This window comes from Kitasatospora sp. NPDC004723 (assembly GCF_040609255.1).
Taxonomy (GTDB): Bacteria; Actinomycetota; Actinomycetes; order Streptomycetales; family Streptomycetaceae; genus Kitasatospora.
In genome coordinates this window covers 283700-299502 of record NZ_JBEXJT010000001.1, presented here as the reverse complement: position 1 = coordinate 299502, position 15803 = coordinate 283700, and the positions used below count along the sequence as shown (strand labels likewise).

At 71.9% G+C, this 15803-nt stretch carries 16 protein-coding genes; 10 read left to right on the top strand and 6 right to left on the bottom strand.

The features are described 5' to 3' along the window. Window positions 1-102 precede the first annotated feature (102 nt). Entirely contained in the window at window positions 103-780 is a 678-nt protein-coding gene (locus ABZW10_RS01455; protein ID WP_355358087.1) for a UbiX family flavin prenyltransferase, read from the bottom strand. Window positions 781-848: 68 nt separating this feature from the next. Between ABZW10_RS01455 and ABZW10_RS01450 the strand changes: the two genes are divergently transcribed. From ABZW10_RS01450 to ABZW10_RS01425, 6 genes are all read left to right on the top strand, one after another. Then, window positions 849-1592, top strand: coding sequence for a cyclase family protein (locus ABZW10_RS01450; RefSeq protein WP_355358084.1), 744 nt, complete (start codon window positions 849-851; stop codon window positions 1590-1592). A gap of 91 nt (window positions 1593-1683) precedes the next feature. Further along, a complete protein-coding gene (locus tag ABZW10_RS01445; RefSeq protein ID WP_355358081.1) occupies window positions 1684-2400 on the top strand; it encodes an MOSC N-terminal beta barrel domain-containing protein in 717 nt (238 codons plus the stop codon). 99 nt (window positions 2401-2499) lie between these two features. Then, entirely contained in the window at window positions 2500-2910 is a 411-nt protein-coding gene (locus ABZW10_RS01440) for a GntR family transcriptional regulator (RefSeq protein ID WP_355358078.1), read from the top strand. A 22-nt stretch (window positions 2911-2932) separates the two neighbouring features. Next, window positions 2933-3826, top strand: coding sequence for an ABC transporter ATP-binding protein (locus ABZW10_RS01435; RefSeq protein ID WP_355358075.1), 894 nt, complete (start codon window positions 2933-2935; stop codon window positions 3824-3826). Beyond that, complete coding sequence (locus ABZW10_RS01430; protein ID WP_355358072.1) at window positions 3823-4812, top strand: ABC transporter permease; 990 nt, start codon at window positions 3823-3825, stop codon at window positions 4810-4812. Before ABZW10_RS01435 ends, ABZW10_RS01430 begins: the two co-directional genes overlap by 4 nt. Window positions 4813-4984: 172 nt before the next feature. Next, window positions 4985-5740: an alpha/beta hydrolase gene (locus ABZW10_RS01425; protein WP_355358069.1), complete on the top strand. Its 756-nt coding sequence runs from the start codon at window positions 4985-4987 to the stop codon at window positions 5738-5740. A gap of 43 nt (window positions 5741-5783) precedes the next feature. Here the strand turns inward: ABZW10_RS01425 and ABZW10_RS01420 are convergent, their stop codons facing one another. The 3 genes from ABZW10_RS01420 to ABZW10_RS01410 form a co-directional block, all read right to left on the bottom strand. Beyond that, on the bottom strand, window positions 5784-6407 hold the full coding sequence (locus tag ABZW10_RS01420) for a DJ-1/PfpI family protein (protein WP_355358066.1): 624 nt from the start codon (window positions 6405-6407) through the stop codon (window positions 5784-5786). An 85-nt stretch (window positions 6408-6492) separates the two neighbouring features. Further along, a complete protein-coding gene (locus tag ABZW10_RS01415; protein ID WP_355358063.1) occupies window positions 6493-6969 on the bottom strand; it encodes a diadenosine tetraphosphate hydrolase in 477 nt (158 codons plus the stop codon). 407 nt (window positions 6970-7376) lie between these two features. Next, complete coding sequence (locus tag ABZW10_RS01410) at window positions 7377-9908, bottom strand: collagenase (RefSeq protein ID WP_355358060.1); 2532 nt, start codon at window positions 9906-9908, stop codon at window positions 7377-7379. A 276-nt stretch (window positions 9909-10184) separates the two neighbouring features. Here ABZW10_RS01410 and ABZW10_RS01405 point away from each other — a divergent pair, with 276 nt between their 5' ends. Further along, a complete protein-coding gene (locus ABZW10_RS01405; RefSeq protein WP_355358057.1) occupies window positions 10185-10400 on the top strand; it encodes a DUF4287 domain-containing protein in 216 nt (71 codons plus the stop codon). Between the two features lie 18 nt (window positions 10401-10418). Here the strand turns inward: ABZW10_RS01405 and mqnP are convergent, their stop codons facing one another. Beyond that, window positions 10419-11324, bottom strand: coding sequence for a menaquinone biosynthesis prenyltransferase MqnP (gene mqnP / locus ABZW10_RS01400; protein WP_355358054.1), 906 nt, complete (start codon window positions 11322-11324; stop codon window positions 10419-10421). Then, on the bottom strand, window positions 11321-12778 hold the full coding sequence (locus ABZW10_RS01395) for a menaquinone biosynthesis decarboxylase (protein WP_355358051.1): 1458 nt from the start codon (window positions 12776-12778) through the stop codon (window positions 11321-11323). The genes mqnP and ABZW10_RS01395 overlap by 4 nt, the downstream gene beginning before the upstream one ends. Window positions 12779-12909: 131 nt before the next feature. Here ABZW10_RS01395 and ABZW10_RS01390 point away from each other — a divergent pair, with 131 nt between their 5' ends. The 3 genes from ABZW10_RS01390 to ABZW10_RS01380 all read left to right on the top strand — a co-directional run bounded on the left by ABZW10_RS01390 (window position 12910) and on the right by ABZW10_RS01380 (window position 15655). After that, on the top strand, window positions 12910-13314 hold the full coding sequence (locus ABZW10_RS01390; protein WP_355358048.1) for a PLD nuclease N-terminal domain-containing protein: 405 nt from the start codon (window positions 12910-12912) through the stop codon (window positions 13312-13314). A gap of 441 nt (window positions 13315-13755) precedes the next feature. Beyond that, window positions 13756-15357, top strand: a complete 1602-nt coding sequence (locus ABZW10_RS01385) for an acyl-CoA carboxylase subunit beta (protein WP_355358045.1) — start codon at window positions 13756-13758, stop codon at window positions 15355-15357. An 88-nt stretch (window positions 15358-15445) separates the two neighbouring features. Continuing rightward, window positions 15446-15655, top strand: coding sequence for an acyl-CoA carboxylase subunit epsilon (locus ABZW10_RS01380; RefSeq protein WP_355358042.1), 210 nt, complete (start codon window positions 15446-15448; stop codon window positions 15653-15655). Window positions 15656-15803: the final 148 nt, after the last annotated feature.

Here is a 15803-nt window from a genome sequence, read left to right as displayed (position 1 = left end):
CCAGACCCACAGATCATTATCCGGATTCAAAGGCGCCGTGCGCGGACCAACCCGGATATCGCAGAGAACATACTCTCCCGTCCTGCGGTACCTCACTCCCCCTCAGGCCGACCGACCGGTTGCGCGGGCCGCCGCGCCCAACTCTCCCTCCCAGCGTCGGTACAGCGTGTGCGGTACGCCGACGGCGTCCAGCACCCGTCCGGCGACAAAACCGACCAGCTCGCCGACGGTGGAGCCGCCGGCGTAGAACCCGGGCGAGGCGGGGAGCACGACCGCGCCCTGCGCGTCCAGTTCCACCAAGTGCTTCAACGTCACCCCGTTGAGTGGTGTCTCGCGCACGCAGACGACCAGCGGACGCCGCTCCTTGAGGGTGACGCTGGCCGTCCGCTGGAGCAGGTCCTTGCTGAGGCCGAGCGCGATCCCGGCCACCGCGCCGGTGGTCGCGGGCACCACCAGCATCCCCTTCGCGGGGTACGAGCCGCTGGACGGGCCCGCCGCGAAGTCCCCCGCCGGCCAGTACCGGACGTCCTCCAGACCGTCCGCGGACGCGTCCGGTCCAATCCCCAGCCAGGCGGCCAGGTCGGTGCGCCAGTGCGCGTCCCGGAACGCGATGCCGGTCTCGTCGAGGATCGTCAGCCGGGCCGCGCGGCTGACCACCAGGTCGACCGACTCCCCCGCGTCGAGGAGGGCACGGATCACCGCGGCGGCGTACGGGGTGCCGGACGCGCCGGAGACCCCCACGACCCAGGGACGGCGGACTGGCTGCTCAGGCTTTTCCATAGTGCCTACTTTCTATACTCCACCCGGCCCCTCACCGAGCCCCGGCCCGCCCTGGGAGGATGGGCGCCATGGCCACGACCCTCGTCGACCTCACCCACCAGGTGACCACCGCGATGCCGGTCTACCCCGGCGATCCGGCCGTCCTCCTGGAGCCCGCCCTCACCACCGCCACGGCCGGGGTGAACGTGCTCTCCCTGCACCTCGGCTCGCAGTCCGGCACCCACGTGGACGCGCCGTACCACGTCGACGTCACCTGGCCGACGCTGGACGGCCTGCCGCTGGAGCGGTTCACCGGGCCGGCCGTCGTCGCCGACCTGCGCGGCCTGGAGCCGCGCGCCGCGATCACCGCCGAGCTGCTCGCGCCGGCGCTGGAGCGGGCCGGCGAGGGCACCGTCCTGCTGCTCGCCACCGGCTGGACGCGGCACTGGGGCACCGACGCCTACCTCGCCCACCCGAGCCTGACCGCCCGGGCCGCGGAGGCGATCGTCGCCGCCGGGGTGCGCACGGTCGGGGTGGACGCGCTCAGCGTCGACCCGACACCCGACCCGGGCCCGGGCGACCCGGCGGTCGCCGCGCTGCTCGCCGACCTCACCGACGAGCACGACCAGCCCGCCGCCGAGCAGCCGACGCTGGCGGCGCACCGGATCCTGCTCGGCGCGCCGGGCGGCGGGGTGATCGCGGAGAACCTGACCGATCTGCGGCCGCTGCTGGCGGCGCAGGAGGCGGGGCGGCCGGTCGAGGTGTCGCTCTTCCCGCTGCGGCTGGTGGCGGCGGACGGCGCCCCGGTCCGGGCGGTGGCCCGGCTGGGCTGAGCGGCCGGATCCGGGCCCGGTGCGAACGCCGCGCCGGGTCCTGGCACTTGGTCTAGACCATCATCGGCGGGCGGCGGTACGCTGTCCGGCCATGGCAGAGATCATCGGAGTCATCGAGCAGCTCTGGCGCTACCCCGTGAAGTCCACCGGCGGCGAGCGGCTCGACTCCGTCGAGGTGGACGACCGCGGGCTCGCGGGCGATCGCCTCTACGCCGTGCGCGACGGCAGCGGCAAGCTCGGCTCCGGCAAGAACACCCGCCGGTTCCGGCGGATGGACGGCCTGCTCCGCCTCTCCGCCCGGCTCGGCCACCTGCTCGACGGACCCGAGCTGTTCGACCCGCTCGGCCGGCCGGTCCTCGACCCGACCGCCTTCCTCCGCGCCTACCTGCAGCGCGACGACGTCGAGCTCGCCCGCGAGGACTCCGTCTCGCACTTCGACCAGCTGCCGGTCAGCGTGCTCACCACCGCCACCCTGGACTGGGTCGCCGAGGCCGCGCCGTCCGCCGTGGTCGACGTCCGCCGGTTCCGCCCGAACATCCTGCTGCGCACCCCGCCGGGCACCCCGCCGTTCAGCGAGGACGCCTGGTTCGGCCGCGAGGCGCACGGCTCCGCGCGCCTCGGCGCCCGGCTCGCCTTCGTCCGCTCCAGCGAGCGCTGCGCGATGACCACCGCCGCCCAGCCCGGACTGCCGCACGCCCCGGAGATCCTCAAGGCCATCGCGCAGTTCCACGACTCGCAGCTGGACGCCCTCGCCGAGGTCGCCGCCCCCGGCCGGCTCGCCGTCGGGGACACCCTGACGCTGGCCTGACCAGCCGTTTCCCACCACCCGTCAATTCCTTCTTCCGCACCATCACTTGACTGACTCACGACTATCCTGTCTTACTGTCGTAGGACAGGAGAACAACTGGTGATCGAGTTCGTGCTCGACGGCCGCTCACGGGTGGCCACGTACATGCAGCTGGTGCTGCAGGTGAAGCAGTCGCTGCGGGTCGGACTCGCGCAACCGGGGGACCAGCTGCCCAAGGTGCGCGACGTGGCCCAGGCCCTGGCGATCAACCCCAACACCGTGCTCAAGGCCTACCGGGAGCTGGAGTTGGAGGGGCTCGCCGAGGGGCGGCCCGGGGTCGGGACCTTCCTGGTCCGCACCCTGGCCGGGCCCTCGCTGGCCCACCAGGCCGAACTGCGCCAGGAGTTGGTCGCCTGGCTGGCCAAGGCGCAGGCCGCCGGACTCGCCCGCGAGGACATCGCCGCGCTCGTCGACACCACCCTGCGGGCCACGCCCGACCGGCCGCCCTCCGAAGGGACCGGACCGGTCTGACAGTCATCTTGGGGGAACACACATGACGGAAGTCGCTCTGCACGCCGAGGGGCTGGGAAAGCGCTACGGGCGCTCCTGGGCCCTCCAGGACTGCTCGCTGGCCCTCCCCGCCGGGCGGATCGCCGCCCTGGTCGGGCCCAACGGCGCCGGCAAGTCCACCCTGCTCCACCTGGCCGTCGGGCTGCTGCAGCCCGACGCCGGACGGGTCCGCGTCTTCGGACGGGACCCTCGCCACGACCGCGACGCCCTGGCCGACCTCGGCTTCGTCGCCCAGGACACCCCGCTCTACCCCGACTTCACCGCTGCCGAGCTGATCACCATGGGCGGACGGCTCAACCGCCGCGGCGTCTGGGACGACGCGATCGCCCGGGACCGGCTCACCCGGCTCGGCATCCCGTCCGACAAGCCGGTCGGCAAGCTCTCCGGCGGCCAACGCGCCCAGGTCGCGCTGGCACTGGCGCTCGCCAAGCGGCCCCGGCTGCTGCTGCTCGACGAGCCGGTCGCGGCCCTGGACCCGCTCGCCCGGCACGAGTTCATGCAGGCCCTGATGGGCGCCGTGGGCGAGTACGGGACCACCGTCCTGCTCTCCTCCCACCTGCTCGCCGACCTCGAACGGGTCTGCGACCACCTGGTGCTGCTGCACACCTCGCACGTCCAGCTCACCGGACCGGTCGAGGAGCTGCTCGCCGGGCACCGCCGGCTGATCGGCCCCCGGATCGCCGACGGCGCCGCCGTGCCCGGGGTGGCCTCGGTGATCCGGGCCAGCCACACCGAACGGCAGTCCACCCTGCTCGTGCGCACCGAGGGGCCGGTGGACCAGGACCACTGGGCCGTGCACGAGGTGACCCTGGAGGACCTCGTCCTCGCCCACCTCGGCGCCCCCGGCGCCGCCGACCGCCCGGAGGTGGCCGCGTGATCTGGCTGACCTGGCGCCAGCACCGCAAGCAGGCCCTGTGGACGGCCGTGGCACTGGCCGTGCTCGCCGCCGTGCTCGTCCCCACCGGCCTGTCCATGCGCTCGTCCTTCGAGGACTCCGGCCTCGGCGCCTGCCTGCGCGCCCTGGGCCACTCCCGGTTCGTCGGCGGCGAGGGCTGCGAGGCGCTCAGCCAGCGCTTCGGCAACCAGTACGACTCGACCGCCTTCCTGGCCATCCTCTTCGTCCTGCTGCCGATCGTCCTCGGCCTCTTCCTCGGCGCCCCGCTGGTCGCCAAGGAGGTCGAGAACGGCACCCACCGGCTGGTCTGGACCCAGGGCATCAGCCGCCGGCGCTGGATCCTCACCAAGTTCGGCCTGGTCGGCGCCGTGGCCCTGGTGCTGTCCGTCGGCTACGCGCTCGGCGCCGCCTGGTGGCTCCGCCCGCTCGACGCCAACGGCCTCGGCCGCTTCCGCTACCTGATCTTCGACGTCCAGGGCGTCGCGCCGATCGGCTACACGCTGTTCGCGGTCGCGCTCGGCATCCTCGCCGGCACGCTGACCCGCCGGGTGCTGCCCGCGATGGGCCTGTCGCTCATCGCGTTCATCGCCGTCCGCGCCCTCGTCGAACTCCTCGCCCGCCCGTCCTTCCTGGCGCCCGAGACGCTCAGCTACCGGATCGACGGCCAGGGCATGGCCAACCGCTTCACCGGCGACTGGGTCTACCAGGAGGGCGTCCGCAACGGCGCCGGCACCCTCGTCCTCCCCGACGCCCGCGTCGGCTGCGGCGGCGACACCGGCGCCGAGACCGCCCGCTGCGTGGAGCGCTTCGTCCAGGACGGCTTCGGCCCGGCCCCCTTCAGCAACTGGCAGGAGTACCAGCCGGCCGACCGCTTCTGGACCTTCCAGGCCATCGAGAGCGGCATCTTCCTCGCCCTGACCGCCCTCCTCCTCGCCCTCGCCATCCGCCGCGTCCGCCGCATCTCCTGAGGCGGGCGGCCCGCGCCGGCCGGACCGGTCAGCGGCGGGCCGGGACCAGGCAGACGGGGTGGCCGGCCGGGTGGACGGGGTGGCCGGCCGGGTCGGCGCGGACGCGCCGGCGGGTGGGATCCTGTCGGCGCGCCGGGTTCGGTGATCATCACCACCGGGCAGGAAGCCCTTCATGACGATCCCTCACCGCCTGGTCGGCACCGGCGGGCACAAGGTCCTGGTGCTGCACGACTGGTTCGGCACCAGCGCCGGCTGGGGCCCGTTCCCGGACTACCTGGACGGCTCCGCCTTCTCCTACGCGTTCCTCGACTACCGGGGCTACGGCGAGCGCATGGACGTGTCCGGCGAGTACACCCTGGCCGAGATCGCGGACGACGCGCTCGCGCTGGCCGACCAGCTCGGCTGGCGGGACTTCTCGCTGGTCGGGCACTCGATGGGCGGCAAGGCCGTCCAGCAGGTGCTCGCCCGGGCGCCGCACCGGGTGCGGAAGCTGGCCGGTCTCGCGCCCGTGCCGGCCGGTCCGTACCCGATGGACGCGGCCGGCGAGGAGCTGTTCTACGGCGCGGCCGAGGACCGGGCGAAGCGGTACGAGATCCTGGACCGGGTGACCGGGCGGCGGGCCGGCCGGGTCTGGCTCGACCGGATGGTGGACCGCTCGCTGGAGCTGTCCACCCGCGAGGCCTTCGGCGGCTACGTGCGGGACTGGGCCACCGCCGACCTGGTCGACCGGATCGCCGGCAACCCGGTGCCGGTCCGGGTGTTCGTGGGCGAGCACGACCTGCTGCTGACCGCGGAGGCGATGCGCGGCACCTTCCTCGTCCACTACCCCAACGCCGACGTCGAGCAGCTGCCCGCCAGCGGGCACTACCCGATGCACGAGACACCGGTCGCCCTGGCCGCCGCCCTGGAGTCCTTCCTGCACGACTGAGCACGGCCGAGGGCGCCTGGCAGCTGACCGCACGCCCCGGGAGCTACCCGAGCTGCCTGATCCGCTCCCGCACGGCCGGCGAGGCCTTCGCCCACGATCCGCTGTCGAACGGCGGCCGCGGATCGTACTCGGCGTGCAGCTGGATCGCCCGGGCGGTGGTCTCGTCGGTGAGCAGGGCCGCCAGCAGGAGCGCCATGTCGATGCCGGCCGAGACCCCGGCCGCGGTGACGATCCGGCCGCGGCGCACCACCCGCTCGGGGGTGTACTCGGCGCCGTGCGCGGCCAGTTCACCGGCGGCCGCCCAGTGCGTGGTGGCGGCGAGGCCGTCGAGCAGTCCGGCGGCACCGAGCAGCAGCGCGCCGGTGCAGACGGAGGTGGTGAACCGGGTGGTCGCGTGCGTCCGGCGCAGCCAGTCGAGGAACGCCTCGTCGTGCATCAGCGGCCGGGTGCCGTGCCCGCCCGGGACGAGCAGCAGGTCGCACGCCCCGACGTCCGAGTAGCGGGTGGGCACGTCCAGCCGCAGCGCCCCGATGCCGTCGGCCACCGGCCCCCGCTCCCCCGCCGCCACGAACCGTACGGTGGCCCCGGGCAGATGGCCGAGCACCTGGTACGGGCCGATCGCGTCGAGCGGCTCGAAGGCGTCGAAGAGCACGATGACGATGTCCATGTCCCGCAGCGTAGGCGCGAGTTGGCCACCCGTCCCGGCCCCGGTCAGCGGATTCACGAGAACGAGTGGTCTGCACCACCGCCCTTTACCGCAGCGCATCCAGCTCCGCGCCGACGGCGGCCCGGATCGGGTCGTGGGCGGGGGTGAGGGCGTGGGCCGGTTCGGTCCAGTGGGTGCGGGGGTAGAGCCAGACGGGGAGGCGGACGAGATCGGCGGGCTCCCAGTCGTAGCGGGGCCAGACGTGGGCGTGCAGCATCGGGTCGGTGTTGCCGAGGATCTCCAGGTTGACCCGGCGGAAGGCCGGATCGGCCGCCCGGCAGGCCCGTTCGACGGCCTCGCCGAGGCGGTCGAGGTCCTCCAGGTAGGCGAGCCGGCGGGGGCGGGGCAGGTCGGAGAGCCGCTGCACCCCCGGCCGGTCGGTGAGCAGGATCGCGTACCCGGGCAGGAACTGCACGTCCCCGGCCACCGCGAACCCGGCGTCCAGGCGCCGGATGACGGTGGGGTTCTCGCCGCGCAGGGCGCTGCCGATGCGGTCGGACTTCCAGTCGCTGGTATCGGTCATGCAGCGATGTTAGGGATGAACGATCACCGGATGGTCGGATCCGACCAGTTCGGCCGCCCGCACCGGGTCGCCGCCCGCCCGGGTCAGCAGCCCCGCGACGTCGTAGCACGGCTCGTCGGGGCCGCCGATGCCGAGGGTCAGCCCGGGCTCTCAGCGGGTGGACCACACCGAGGCCGCCAGGTCCGGCCGCAGCCGTTCCAGCGCCCGCACCAGCGCCCAGCCCCCTTCCTCCAGCCGGACCCGCCGAGCAGTTCCGTGCCGTGGGCGAGTGCCGCCGGTGTGTTCGTCGCCATCGGGCCAGTCTCGCGCAGAGTCCCCGGCCCGCACAGCGGTTCGCGCACCGCCGCCCGCCCATGCGGAGCGCCCGGCCGGAAGGGTCCGGCCGGGCGCGTGGATCCGCCGCGGGGTCAGAACTGGGTGGTGACCGTGACGCCGCTGAAGTCGGTGGCGGCGTACAGGCTCAGGTAGCGGTAGCCCGCCGTGGGGTTGGTGACGGTGATGGACTGGGTGGTGCCGTCGGCCGCCGAGGCGGCGGTGTAGGCCTTCGGCGAGGCCCAGGTGTCGGCGTTGTAGTACAGGTACGCGGTACCGGTGCCGCCGAGGGTGCTGACCTTCAGCGTGGTGGTCCCGGCCGGCAGGTAGACGTACAGGTAGTCGGTGTTACCCGCGGTCGCGGCGCGGCCGGGCCGGGCGCAGTCGCGGGCCATCGCGTCGGTGCGCTGCTCGGTGCAGGTCGGCAGGCTGAGGGCGGTCGTGGTGACCGCGGTCGAGGCGGTGCCGGTCCGGCCGGTGTCGTCGGTGGTGGTCAGGGCGACGGTGTACAGGCCGGGCACGCCGTAGGTGTGGCTCGGGCTGCGCTCGTCCGAGAAGGTGCCGTCGCCGAAGTTCCAGTGCCATCCGGTGATCCGGCCCGAGCCGGTCTGCACGGAGCGCTCGTTCACGCTGACGGTCGCACCGTTCACCGTGGTGTCGAACAGCGAGGTCGGACCGGTCGCGTAGCAGCCGCCGGCGACGCAGGCGTCGAGCCAGGCGTCGAAGTCGGCGTCGTAGGAGGTGCCGAGGTTGTTGTAGACCGCGTAGCCGCCGGGGTAGTCACCGGCGCGGAAGCGCTCCAGCATGGCCTGGACGTCGGCCGGGTGCTTCTCCAGCATGTACCGGACGGACAGGTAGCCCCACGGGTAGGTGCGGGTCGAGTCCGAGTTGGCGTAGGTGTTCTGGAAGAGCGTGCTGAGCTTGTAGGTGTGCTTGGCCGCCTGGGCCATCGCGTCCGTGTCGGTCGCGCCGCGGTGGGTGTACGAGACGTACTCGGCGAGGCCCTCGACCCACCACTTGTTCGGGACGGACGACTGGGTGGTGTAGTTCCCCTTCAGGTTGTAGACGCTGTCGAGGTAGTGGGTGTACTCGTGGTTGAGGTTCCACACCCGGGCGGGGTCGTTGACGTTCCACGCCTTCTGGTACATCACGGTCACGGCCCGCACGTTCGGGTCGGTCGCGTCCATGACGGTCTGGCCGCCGTTGTCGGTGTCGTTGCCGAAGATCGCCCACGAGTAGGTGGTGTAGTCGGCCTTGTTGGCGAAGATCCCGAAGGTGACGGTCTTGGCGTACTGGTTCGGGATCGGGCCGTTGTCCTTGGCCACGCGGTGGAAGAGCGCGTCCTCGCTGCGCAGGCTCTCGCAGACGGTGGCCAGTTCGGCGGCCGACAGGGACTGGGCCTGCAGGATGCGGTTGTCGCAGACCAGCTGGTTCGGCAGGATCACCGAGGTGAGCTTGGTGCGCAGGTCGCAGATGCCGTAGTACGAGCACTGGTTGTTGTTCCAGTACTCGGCCTGGCGGGCCGTGTACAGGTACAGCGTCCCGAAGGGCGAGAGCAGCGGCGCGGAGTCCAGCACCTTCTTGACCAGCGGCTTGGTCACGGCCTCGGCGGCGGGGCTGGTGCCGGCGAGCCGGGCCAGGTCGTTGCCCGCGTTGGTGTCGAGGACGGCGTGGGGCCCGCTGAGCAGGTCCCGGTGCTTGATCGCGAAGTCGGCGAGCGAGTTGACGAGGCCCGTGTCGGCCGCGAGCGCCTTGACGAAGTCCGTGTTCCGGTAGCCGAACCAGAGCGGGTAGTACAGCACCGAGTTGACCGCGTTGATCATCTGCGGGAACTGGTTGTAGGTGTTGTCGTACTCGTCCAGGATCCGCTTGTAGGCGCCGATGTAGCGGGCCTGGAGGTTGGCGCTGTCGGTGAGCCACACCACCTCCTTGAGGATGCGGCCGTTGTCCTCGGTGACGTCGCGCCAGCGGGCGCCCGCGAAGAGCGTGTCCAGGGCGGAGGTGACGGCGGTGGCGAGCTCGTCGGTGTACGCGCCGGCCTGGGTGGGGTAGTTGAACTGGATGTAGTAGCCCGCCTGCAGGTACTTCACCAGCTGCGCGATGCCGGTCGTGTTGTCGCCGGAGTAGTTCGCCGCCAGGTCCTTGAAGGCGGCCGCGACGGACAGCATCCGGGCCTGGTTGAAGATGCTCGGGTCGGCGACGGCACTCTGGTACAGCGACTTGATGCAGTCCGGGGTCGAGCTCCGGATGAACGCGACCAGGTCGGCCCCGGTGCGGGACGCGAAGTCGGCCGGGGTGCAGCTCTGTACGGCGAGGGACTTGAACTGGGCGGGAGCGCCCGCCCCGGCCGCGTCGGCCGGCTCCTCCAGCAGGCGCGTCGCGCCGATCAGCGCCGGGGAGCGCGGGGCGGCGGGCTCGGCGGGCTCCTCGGAGCCCGTCGGGGTCGGGGTCGGGGCGGTGAGGCCGACCGGGCCGGCCGCGCTCGCGGTCGGAGTCGGAGGCGGAGTCGGGGCGGTGATGGCGGCAGGGGGTGCCGCGAAGGCCTGGGCCGGGAGCACGGCGGTGGCCGTGGCGCAACAGGCGACGACGCCGGCTGCGAGCATGGAGAGTCTGGTGCGCAGGAGCACGCCGAATCCTTCGTCGAGTGGGGGCAGTCCGGCGTGGGGCCGGACTGAAAAGAAGGAGATGTGGCGTGGATCCTGTCACCGACCGATGGTCAGAACAATGTCACAGTTCATATGGCATGAGATTTTCAGCCACCACGGCGCACCCTCCGCCACGCCCCACCGGCCCCTGCCGTGACTGCCCGGAACCCGTCGGCGTGACCCGGCTCACACCCGTCGGCCGATGAGTTTCCGGGCCCCCGCCGGTCCTATGGACACCGAACGAAGGAGAGCCGCACCATGACCGCCACCCCCGCCGCCAAGGGCCCTGCCAGCTATTTCCCGTCCATCGAGCAGAAGTACGGGCAGCCGATCGCGCACTGGAAGGAACTGATCCGCTCCTCGCCGCTGACCAAGCACGCGGAGCTGGTCGCCTGGCTGAAGGCGGACCACGGGATCGGGCACGGACACGCGAACGCCCTCGTCAAGCACACGCTCGACGAGGGCGGGAAGTAGGCCCCGGAGGGCGCGGCCTCAGACCCCGAGGCCGCGCACCACCAGGTCCACCAGCGCGAAGAGGAACAGCGAGATCCCGACGAAGCCGTTCGTCTGGAAGAACGCCCGGTTCAGCCGGGACAGGTCGTTCGGCTTGACGATGGTGTGCTCGTAGACGAAGGCGCCGGCCACCACCAGCAGGCCGATCCAGAACGCCACGCCCGCGTCGGTGAGCACCGCGTACCAGCCGAGCAGCAGCGTGGTGATCACGTGGCAGGCCCGAGCGCCGCGGACCGCGGCCGGGACGCCGAACCGCGCCGGCACCGAACGCACACCGTCCGCCCGGTCGGACGCGACGTCCTGGCAGGCGTAGATCAGGTCGAAGCCGCCGATCCAGACGCCGACGGCCGCGCCGAGCACGACCGCGTCCCAGGACCAGGTGCCGGTGACGGCCAGCCAGGCGCCCACCGGGCCCATCGCCTGGGCCAGGCCCAGGATCGCCTGCGGGAAGTCGGTGAACCGCTTGCCGTACGGGTAGACCACCATCGGCACCACGGCCACCGGCGCGAGCGCCAGGCAGAGCGGGTTGAGCAGCGCCGCGGCGCCGAGGAAGACCACCAGGGCGACCGCCGAGCCGGCGTACGCCGTCCTCAGCGAGACGGCGCCGGTGACCAGCTCGCGCCCGGCCGTGCGCGGGTTGCGGGCGTCGATCTCGCGGTCGATGATCCGGTTGGCGGCCATGGCGAAGGTCCGCAGCCCGACCATGCACACCGTGACGATGAACAGCTCGCCCCAGTGCACCCGTCCGTCGACCAGGAACATCGCCGTCAGCGCCGCGATGTAGGCGAACGGCAGGGCGAAGACCGAGTGCTCGATCATCACCAGCCGCAGGAAGGATCTGACCTTGCCGGGCGGGACCTCGGGGAGCGCGGCGGCGGTGCTCACAGCCCGTACTCCTTCCAGCGCCGGTCCACCAGGGCGGCGGTCGCCGGGTCGGAGGTGACCATCTCGGGCCAGCCGCCGTCGCGGGTGTAGCCCTCCTCGGGCAGCTTGCGGGTCGCGTCGATGCCCGCCTTGCCGCCCCAGAACTGCTGGTAGGAGGCGTGGTCGAGGTGGTCGACCGGGCCCTCCACCACGGTGAGGTCACGGCTGTAGTCGACGTTGCCGAAGGCCCGCCAGGCGACCTCCTGGTAGTCGTGGACGTCGCAGTCGGCGTCCACCACGATGATCAGCTTGGTCAGCGACATCATGTGCGCGCCCCAGATGGCGTGCATGGTCTTCTGCGCGTGCTTCGGGTACTTCTTGTCGATCGAGACGATCACGCAGTTGTGGAAGCCGCCGGCCTCGGGCAGGTCGTAGTCGACGATGTCCGGGATGATGATCTTCAGCAGCGGCAGGAAGAAGCGCTCGGTGAACTTGCCCAGCGGGCCGTCCTCCGTCGGCGGGCGGCCGACCACGATGGACTGCAGGATCGGCCGGCGGCGCATCGTCACGCAGTCGATCCTCAGCGCCGGGAACGGCTCCTGCGGCGTGTAGAAGCCGGTGTGGTCGCCGAACGGCCCCTCGGGCAGCATGTCGCCCGGCTCCAGCCAGCCCTCCAGGACCACCTCGGCGTCGGCCGGGACCTGCAGCGGGACCGTCTTGCAGTCCACCATCCGCACCCGCTCGCCCGCGACGAAGCCGGCGAACAGGTACTCGTCGATGTCGCCCGGCAGCGGCGCGGTGGCCGCGTAGGTGACGGCCGGCGGGCAGCCGAAGGCGATCGCGACGGGAAGCTTCTCGCCGCGCCGGGCGGCCACCGCCGCGTGGTTGCGGCTGTCCTTGTGGATCTGCCAGTGCATGCCGATGGTGCGGCGGTCGTGCCGCTGCAGCCGGTACAGGCCGAGGTTGCGGATGCCGCTGTCCGGGTCCTTGGTGTGGGTGAGGCCCAGGTTGAAGAAGGAGCCGCCGTCCTGCGGCCAGGTGAACAGCGCGGGCAGGTCGTCCAGGTCGACGTCCTCGCCGGTGAGCACCACCTCCTGCACGGGCGCGTCGCCGGCCTTGACGTGCTTCGGCGGCACGTGGGCCATCGAGGCGAGCTTGCCGAAGGCGTCCCGGAAGCCGGTGAAGCCCTGCGGCAGCTCCGGCTTCAGCAGGCCGGAGATCTTGTCGCCGATCTCCTCCGGGCCCTTGAGGCCGAGCGCCTTGGCCAGCCGGCGCTCGGTGCCGAAGACGTTCATCGCCAGCGGCATCGTCGAGCCCTTGACGTTCTCGAACAGCAGGGCCGGGCCCTTGGCCTTCTGCACCCGGTCGACGATCTCGCCGATCTCCAGATGGGGGTCCACCTCCGCCTTGATGCGCTGGAGGTCGCCTTCGCGGTCGAGGGCCCGCAGGAACGAGCGGAGATCGTCGTATGCCATGCCTGTCAGTATCCGCCACCCGATAGCCTGACCTGTGTCAAGGGCCCCCTTGGCACGGCGGACCGCCCGGCGGCCGCCGTACCGGGGGCCCGACCGCCAGCCACCGACGCCGCCCGGGGGAGAACGCCGCCGTGCTGAGGATCCTGACCTTCGTGCTCCCGCTCGCCCTGTGGGTGTGGGCCTTCATCGACTGCCTGACCACCCCCGAGGAGGAGGTGAAGCACCTTCCCAAGGTGGTCTGGGTGATCATCGTGCTGCTCTTCCCGCTCGTCGGCTCGATCGCGTGGCTGGTGGCCGGCAAGCAGCGCGGGGTACGCACCGCCCCGGCCGGCGGCTTCGGCGCGGCCGGCCAGGGCTACGACCGCCGGCGCGACGGCCGCCCGCTCGCCCCGGACGACGACCCCGAGTTCCTCGCCTCATTGAAGAAGCACAACAACGAGCACGAGGACATGCTCAAGCAGTGGGAGGCGGATTTGCGCCGCCGCGAGAACGAGCTGCGCGGCAAGGACGACCCGGACGAGGGCCGGCGGGGCTGACCCCCTCATCGCCCGGACAGCCCACCCGGCATCCACCGGGTGGGCTGCGGTGTTTTTGGCGCATCCCTACGACAGGCCGGCCGGCGCCACGCCGCCGGCCCGGTCTTCACCGCCGCACCAAGCGTCTCTTGAGCAGCCCTTGAGCGGCGTCGGGCAGTATCGAATACGACAGCTCTGACCTGCACGTTCCCTCATGTTCAGCTCACCCGGAGGCCATCCTGGCGACAGCTGCGGGTAATCGAACAGCTACCGTTCGCACGGGCCGAAACGCTTCGGTTTCTGTACAGCCCTGACATCTAAACGGACGCGACCTTGTACGGAATCGACGCCGAAACCAGCGTGCGGCCCCTCGTACAGTCATAAGTGAAGAAGTGATTCGCAGCCGGGGGCATCGCAGACGTTGGCTGTCGGACAGTTCCCTCACCTTTGGAGTGGTTCGAGATGACGGTTGTGCACCAGGCGCCGGTCGACGACGACGCCCCCGAAGCCCCCGCCGACGTACGGGGCAGGGTCGCGGAGCTGCACGAGCTGCGCGAGCAGGTCCGGCGCGGCCCGAGCGAGAAGGCCACCGAGGCCCAGCACGCCAAGGGCAAGCTGACCGCGCGCGAGCGCATCGACCTGCTGCTCGACGAGGGCTCGTTCCACGAGGTCGAGCCGCTGCGCCGGCACCGGGCCTCCGGCTTCGGCCTGGAGGCGAAGAAGCCCCACACCGACGGCGTGGTCGTCGGCTGGGGCACCGTGCACGGCCGGACGGTCTTCACCTACGCCCACGACTTCCGGATCTTCGGCGGCGCGCTCGGCGAGGCCCACGCCCAGAAGATCCACAAGATCATGGACATGGCCATCGCGGCCGGTGCCCCGCTGGTCTCGCTCAACGACGGCGCCGGCGCCCGCATCCAGGAGGGCGTCACCGCGCTGGCCGGTTACGGCGGCATCTTCCAGCGCAACACCAAGGCCTCCGGCGTCATCCCGCAGATCTCCGTGATGCTCGGCCCGTGCGCCGGCGGCGCGGCCTACTCGCCGGCCCTGACCGACTTCGTCTTCATGGTCCGCGAGACCTCGCAGATGTTCATCACCGGCCCGGACGTCGTCCAGGCCGTCACCGGCGAGAAGATCAGCCAGAACGGGCTCGGCGGCGCCGATGTGCACGCCGGGGTCTCCGGCGTCTCGCACTTCGTCTACGACGACGAGCAGTCCTGCATCGAGGAGGTCCGTTTCCTCCTCTCGCTGCTGCCGCAGAACAACCGCGAGATGCCGCCGGCCGCCGTCAACGACGACCCGGTGGACCGCCGCAACGAGTCGCTGCTCGACCTGGTGCCTGCCGACGGCAACCGGCCGTACGACATGCGCAAGGTGATCGAGGAGATCGTCGACCACGGCGAGTTCCTGGAGGTCCACGAGCGCTGGGCCACCAACGTGCTCTGCGTGCTCGCCCGGATCGACGGCCACGTCACCGGCATCATCGCCAACCAGCCGCAGTCGCTGGCCGGCGTCCTGGACATCAACGCCAGCGAGAAGGCCGCGCGCTTCGTCCAGATGTGCGACGCCTTCAACATCCCCCTGGTCACCATGCTCGACGTCCCCGGCTTCCTGCCCGGCGTCGACCAGGAGCACGACGGCATCATCCGGCACGGCGCGAAGCTCCTCTACGCCTACTGCAACGCGACCGTGCCGCGGATCCAGCTCATCCTGCGCAAGGCCTACGGCGGTGCCTACATCGTCATGGACTCGCGCTCGATCGGCGCCGACCTCTCCTTCGCCTGGCCGACCAACGAGATCGCCGTCATGGGCGCCGAGGGCGCCGCCAACGTCATCTTCCGCCGGGACATCAACGCCGCCGACGACCCGGACGCGATGCGCAACCAGAAGATCAAGGAATACAAGAGCGAACTGATGCACCCGTACTACGCGGCCGAGCGCGGCCTCGTGGACGACGTCATCGACCCCGCCGAGACCCGCCAGGTCCTGGCGTCCTCGCTGGCCATGCTGCGCACCAAGCACGCGGACCTGCCGAGCCGCAAGCACGGCAACCCGCCGATGTAGCAGCGCCGCCCGGCCGGGCACCGCACCGCCGGGCCCGCCGACGCCGACCGACGACCACCTCACACCATCCGCCGGGAGAAACCGGACCATGACCGCCTCCGCCGAACCACTCGTCCGCATCGTCCGCGGTTCGCTCTCCGACGAGGAGCTCGCCGCCCTGACCGCCGTGCTGATGGCCCGCGCCGCGGCCGCCCAGCAGGCGGCCGCCGCCTCGCCGGTCGAGCCGATCGCCAACTGGCAGCGCCTGGAGCGCCGCCCGGCGTACTACTCGCCGGTCAGCTGGCAGTGGGCCGCCTGACGGCTCGACCGAGGACCCGGACGGCAACCGTCCGACCGCCGGCCGGCACCCGCGCACCGCGGGTGGCCGGCCGGCGGCGTTCCGGCCCGCGGGAGCCCGCGCGACCGGCGCGCGCCGGCCCCCGGAACGGCTCGAAAGGATCGCTACC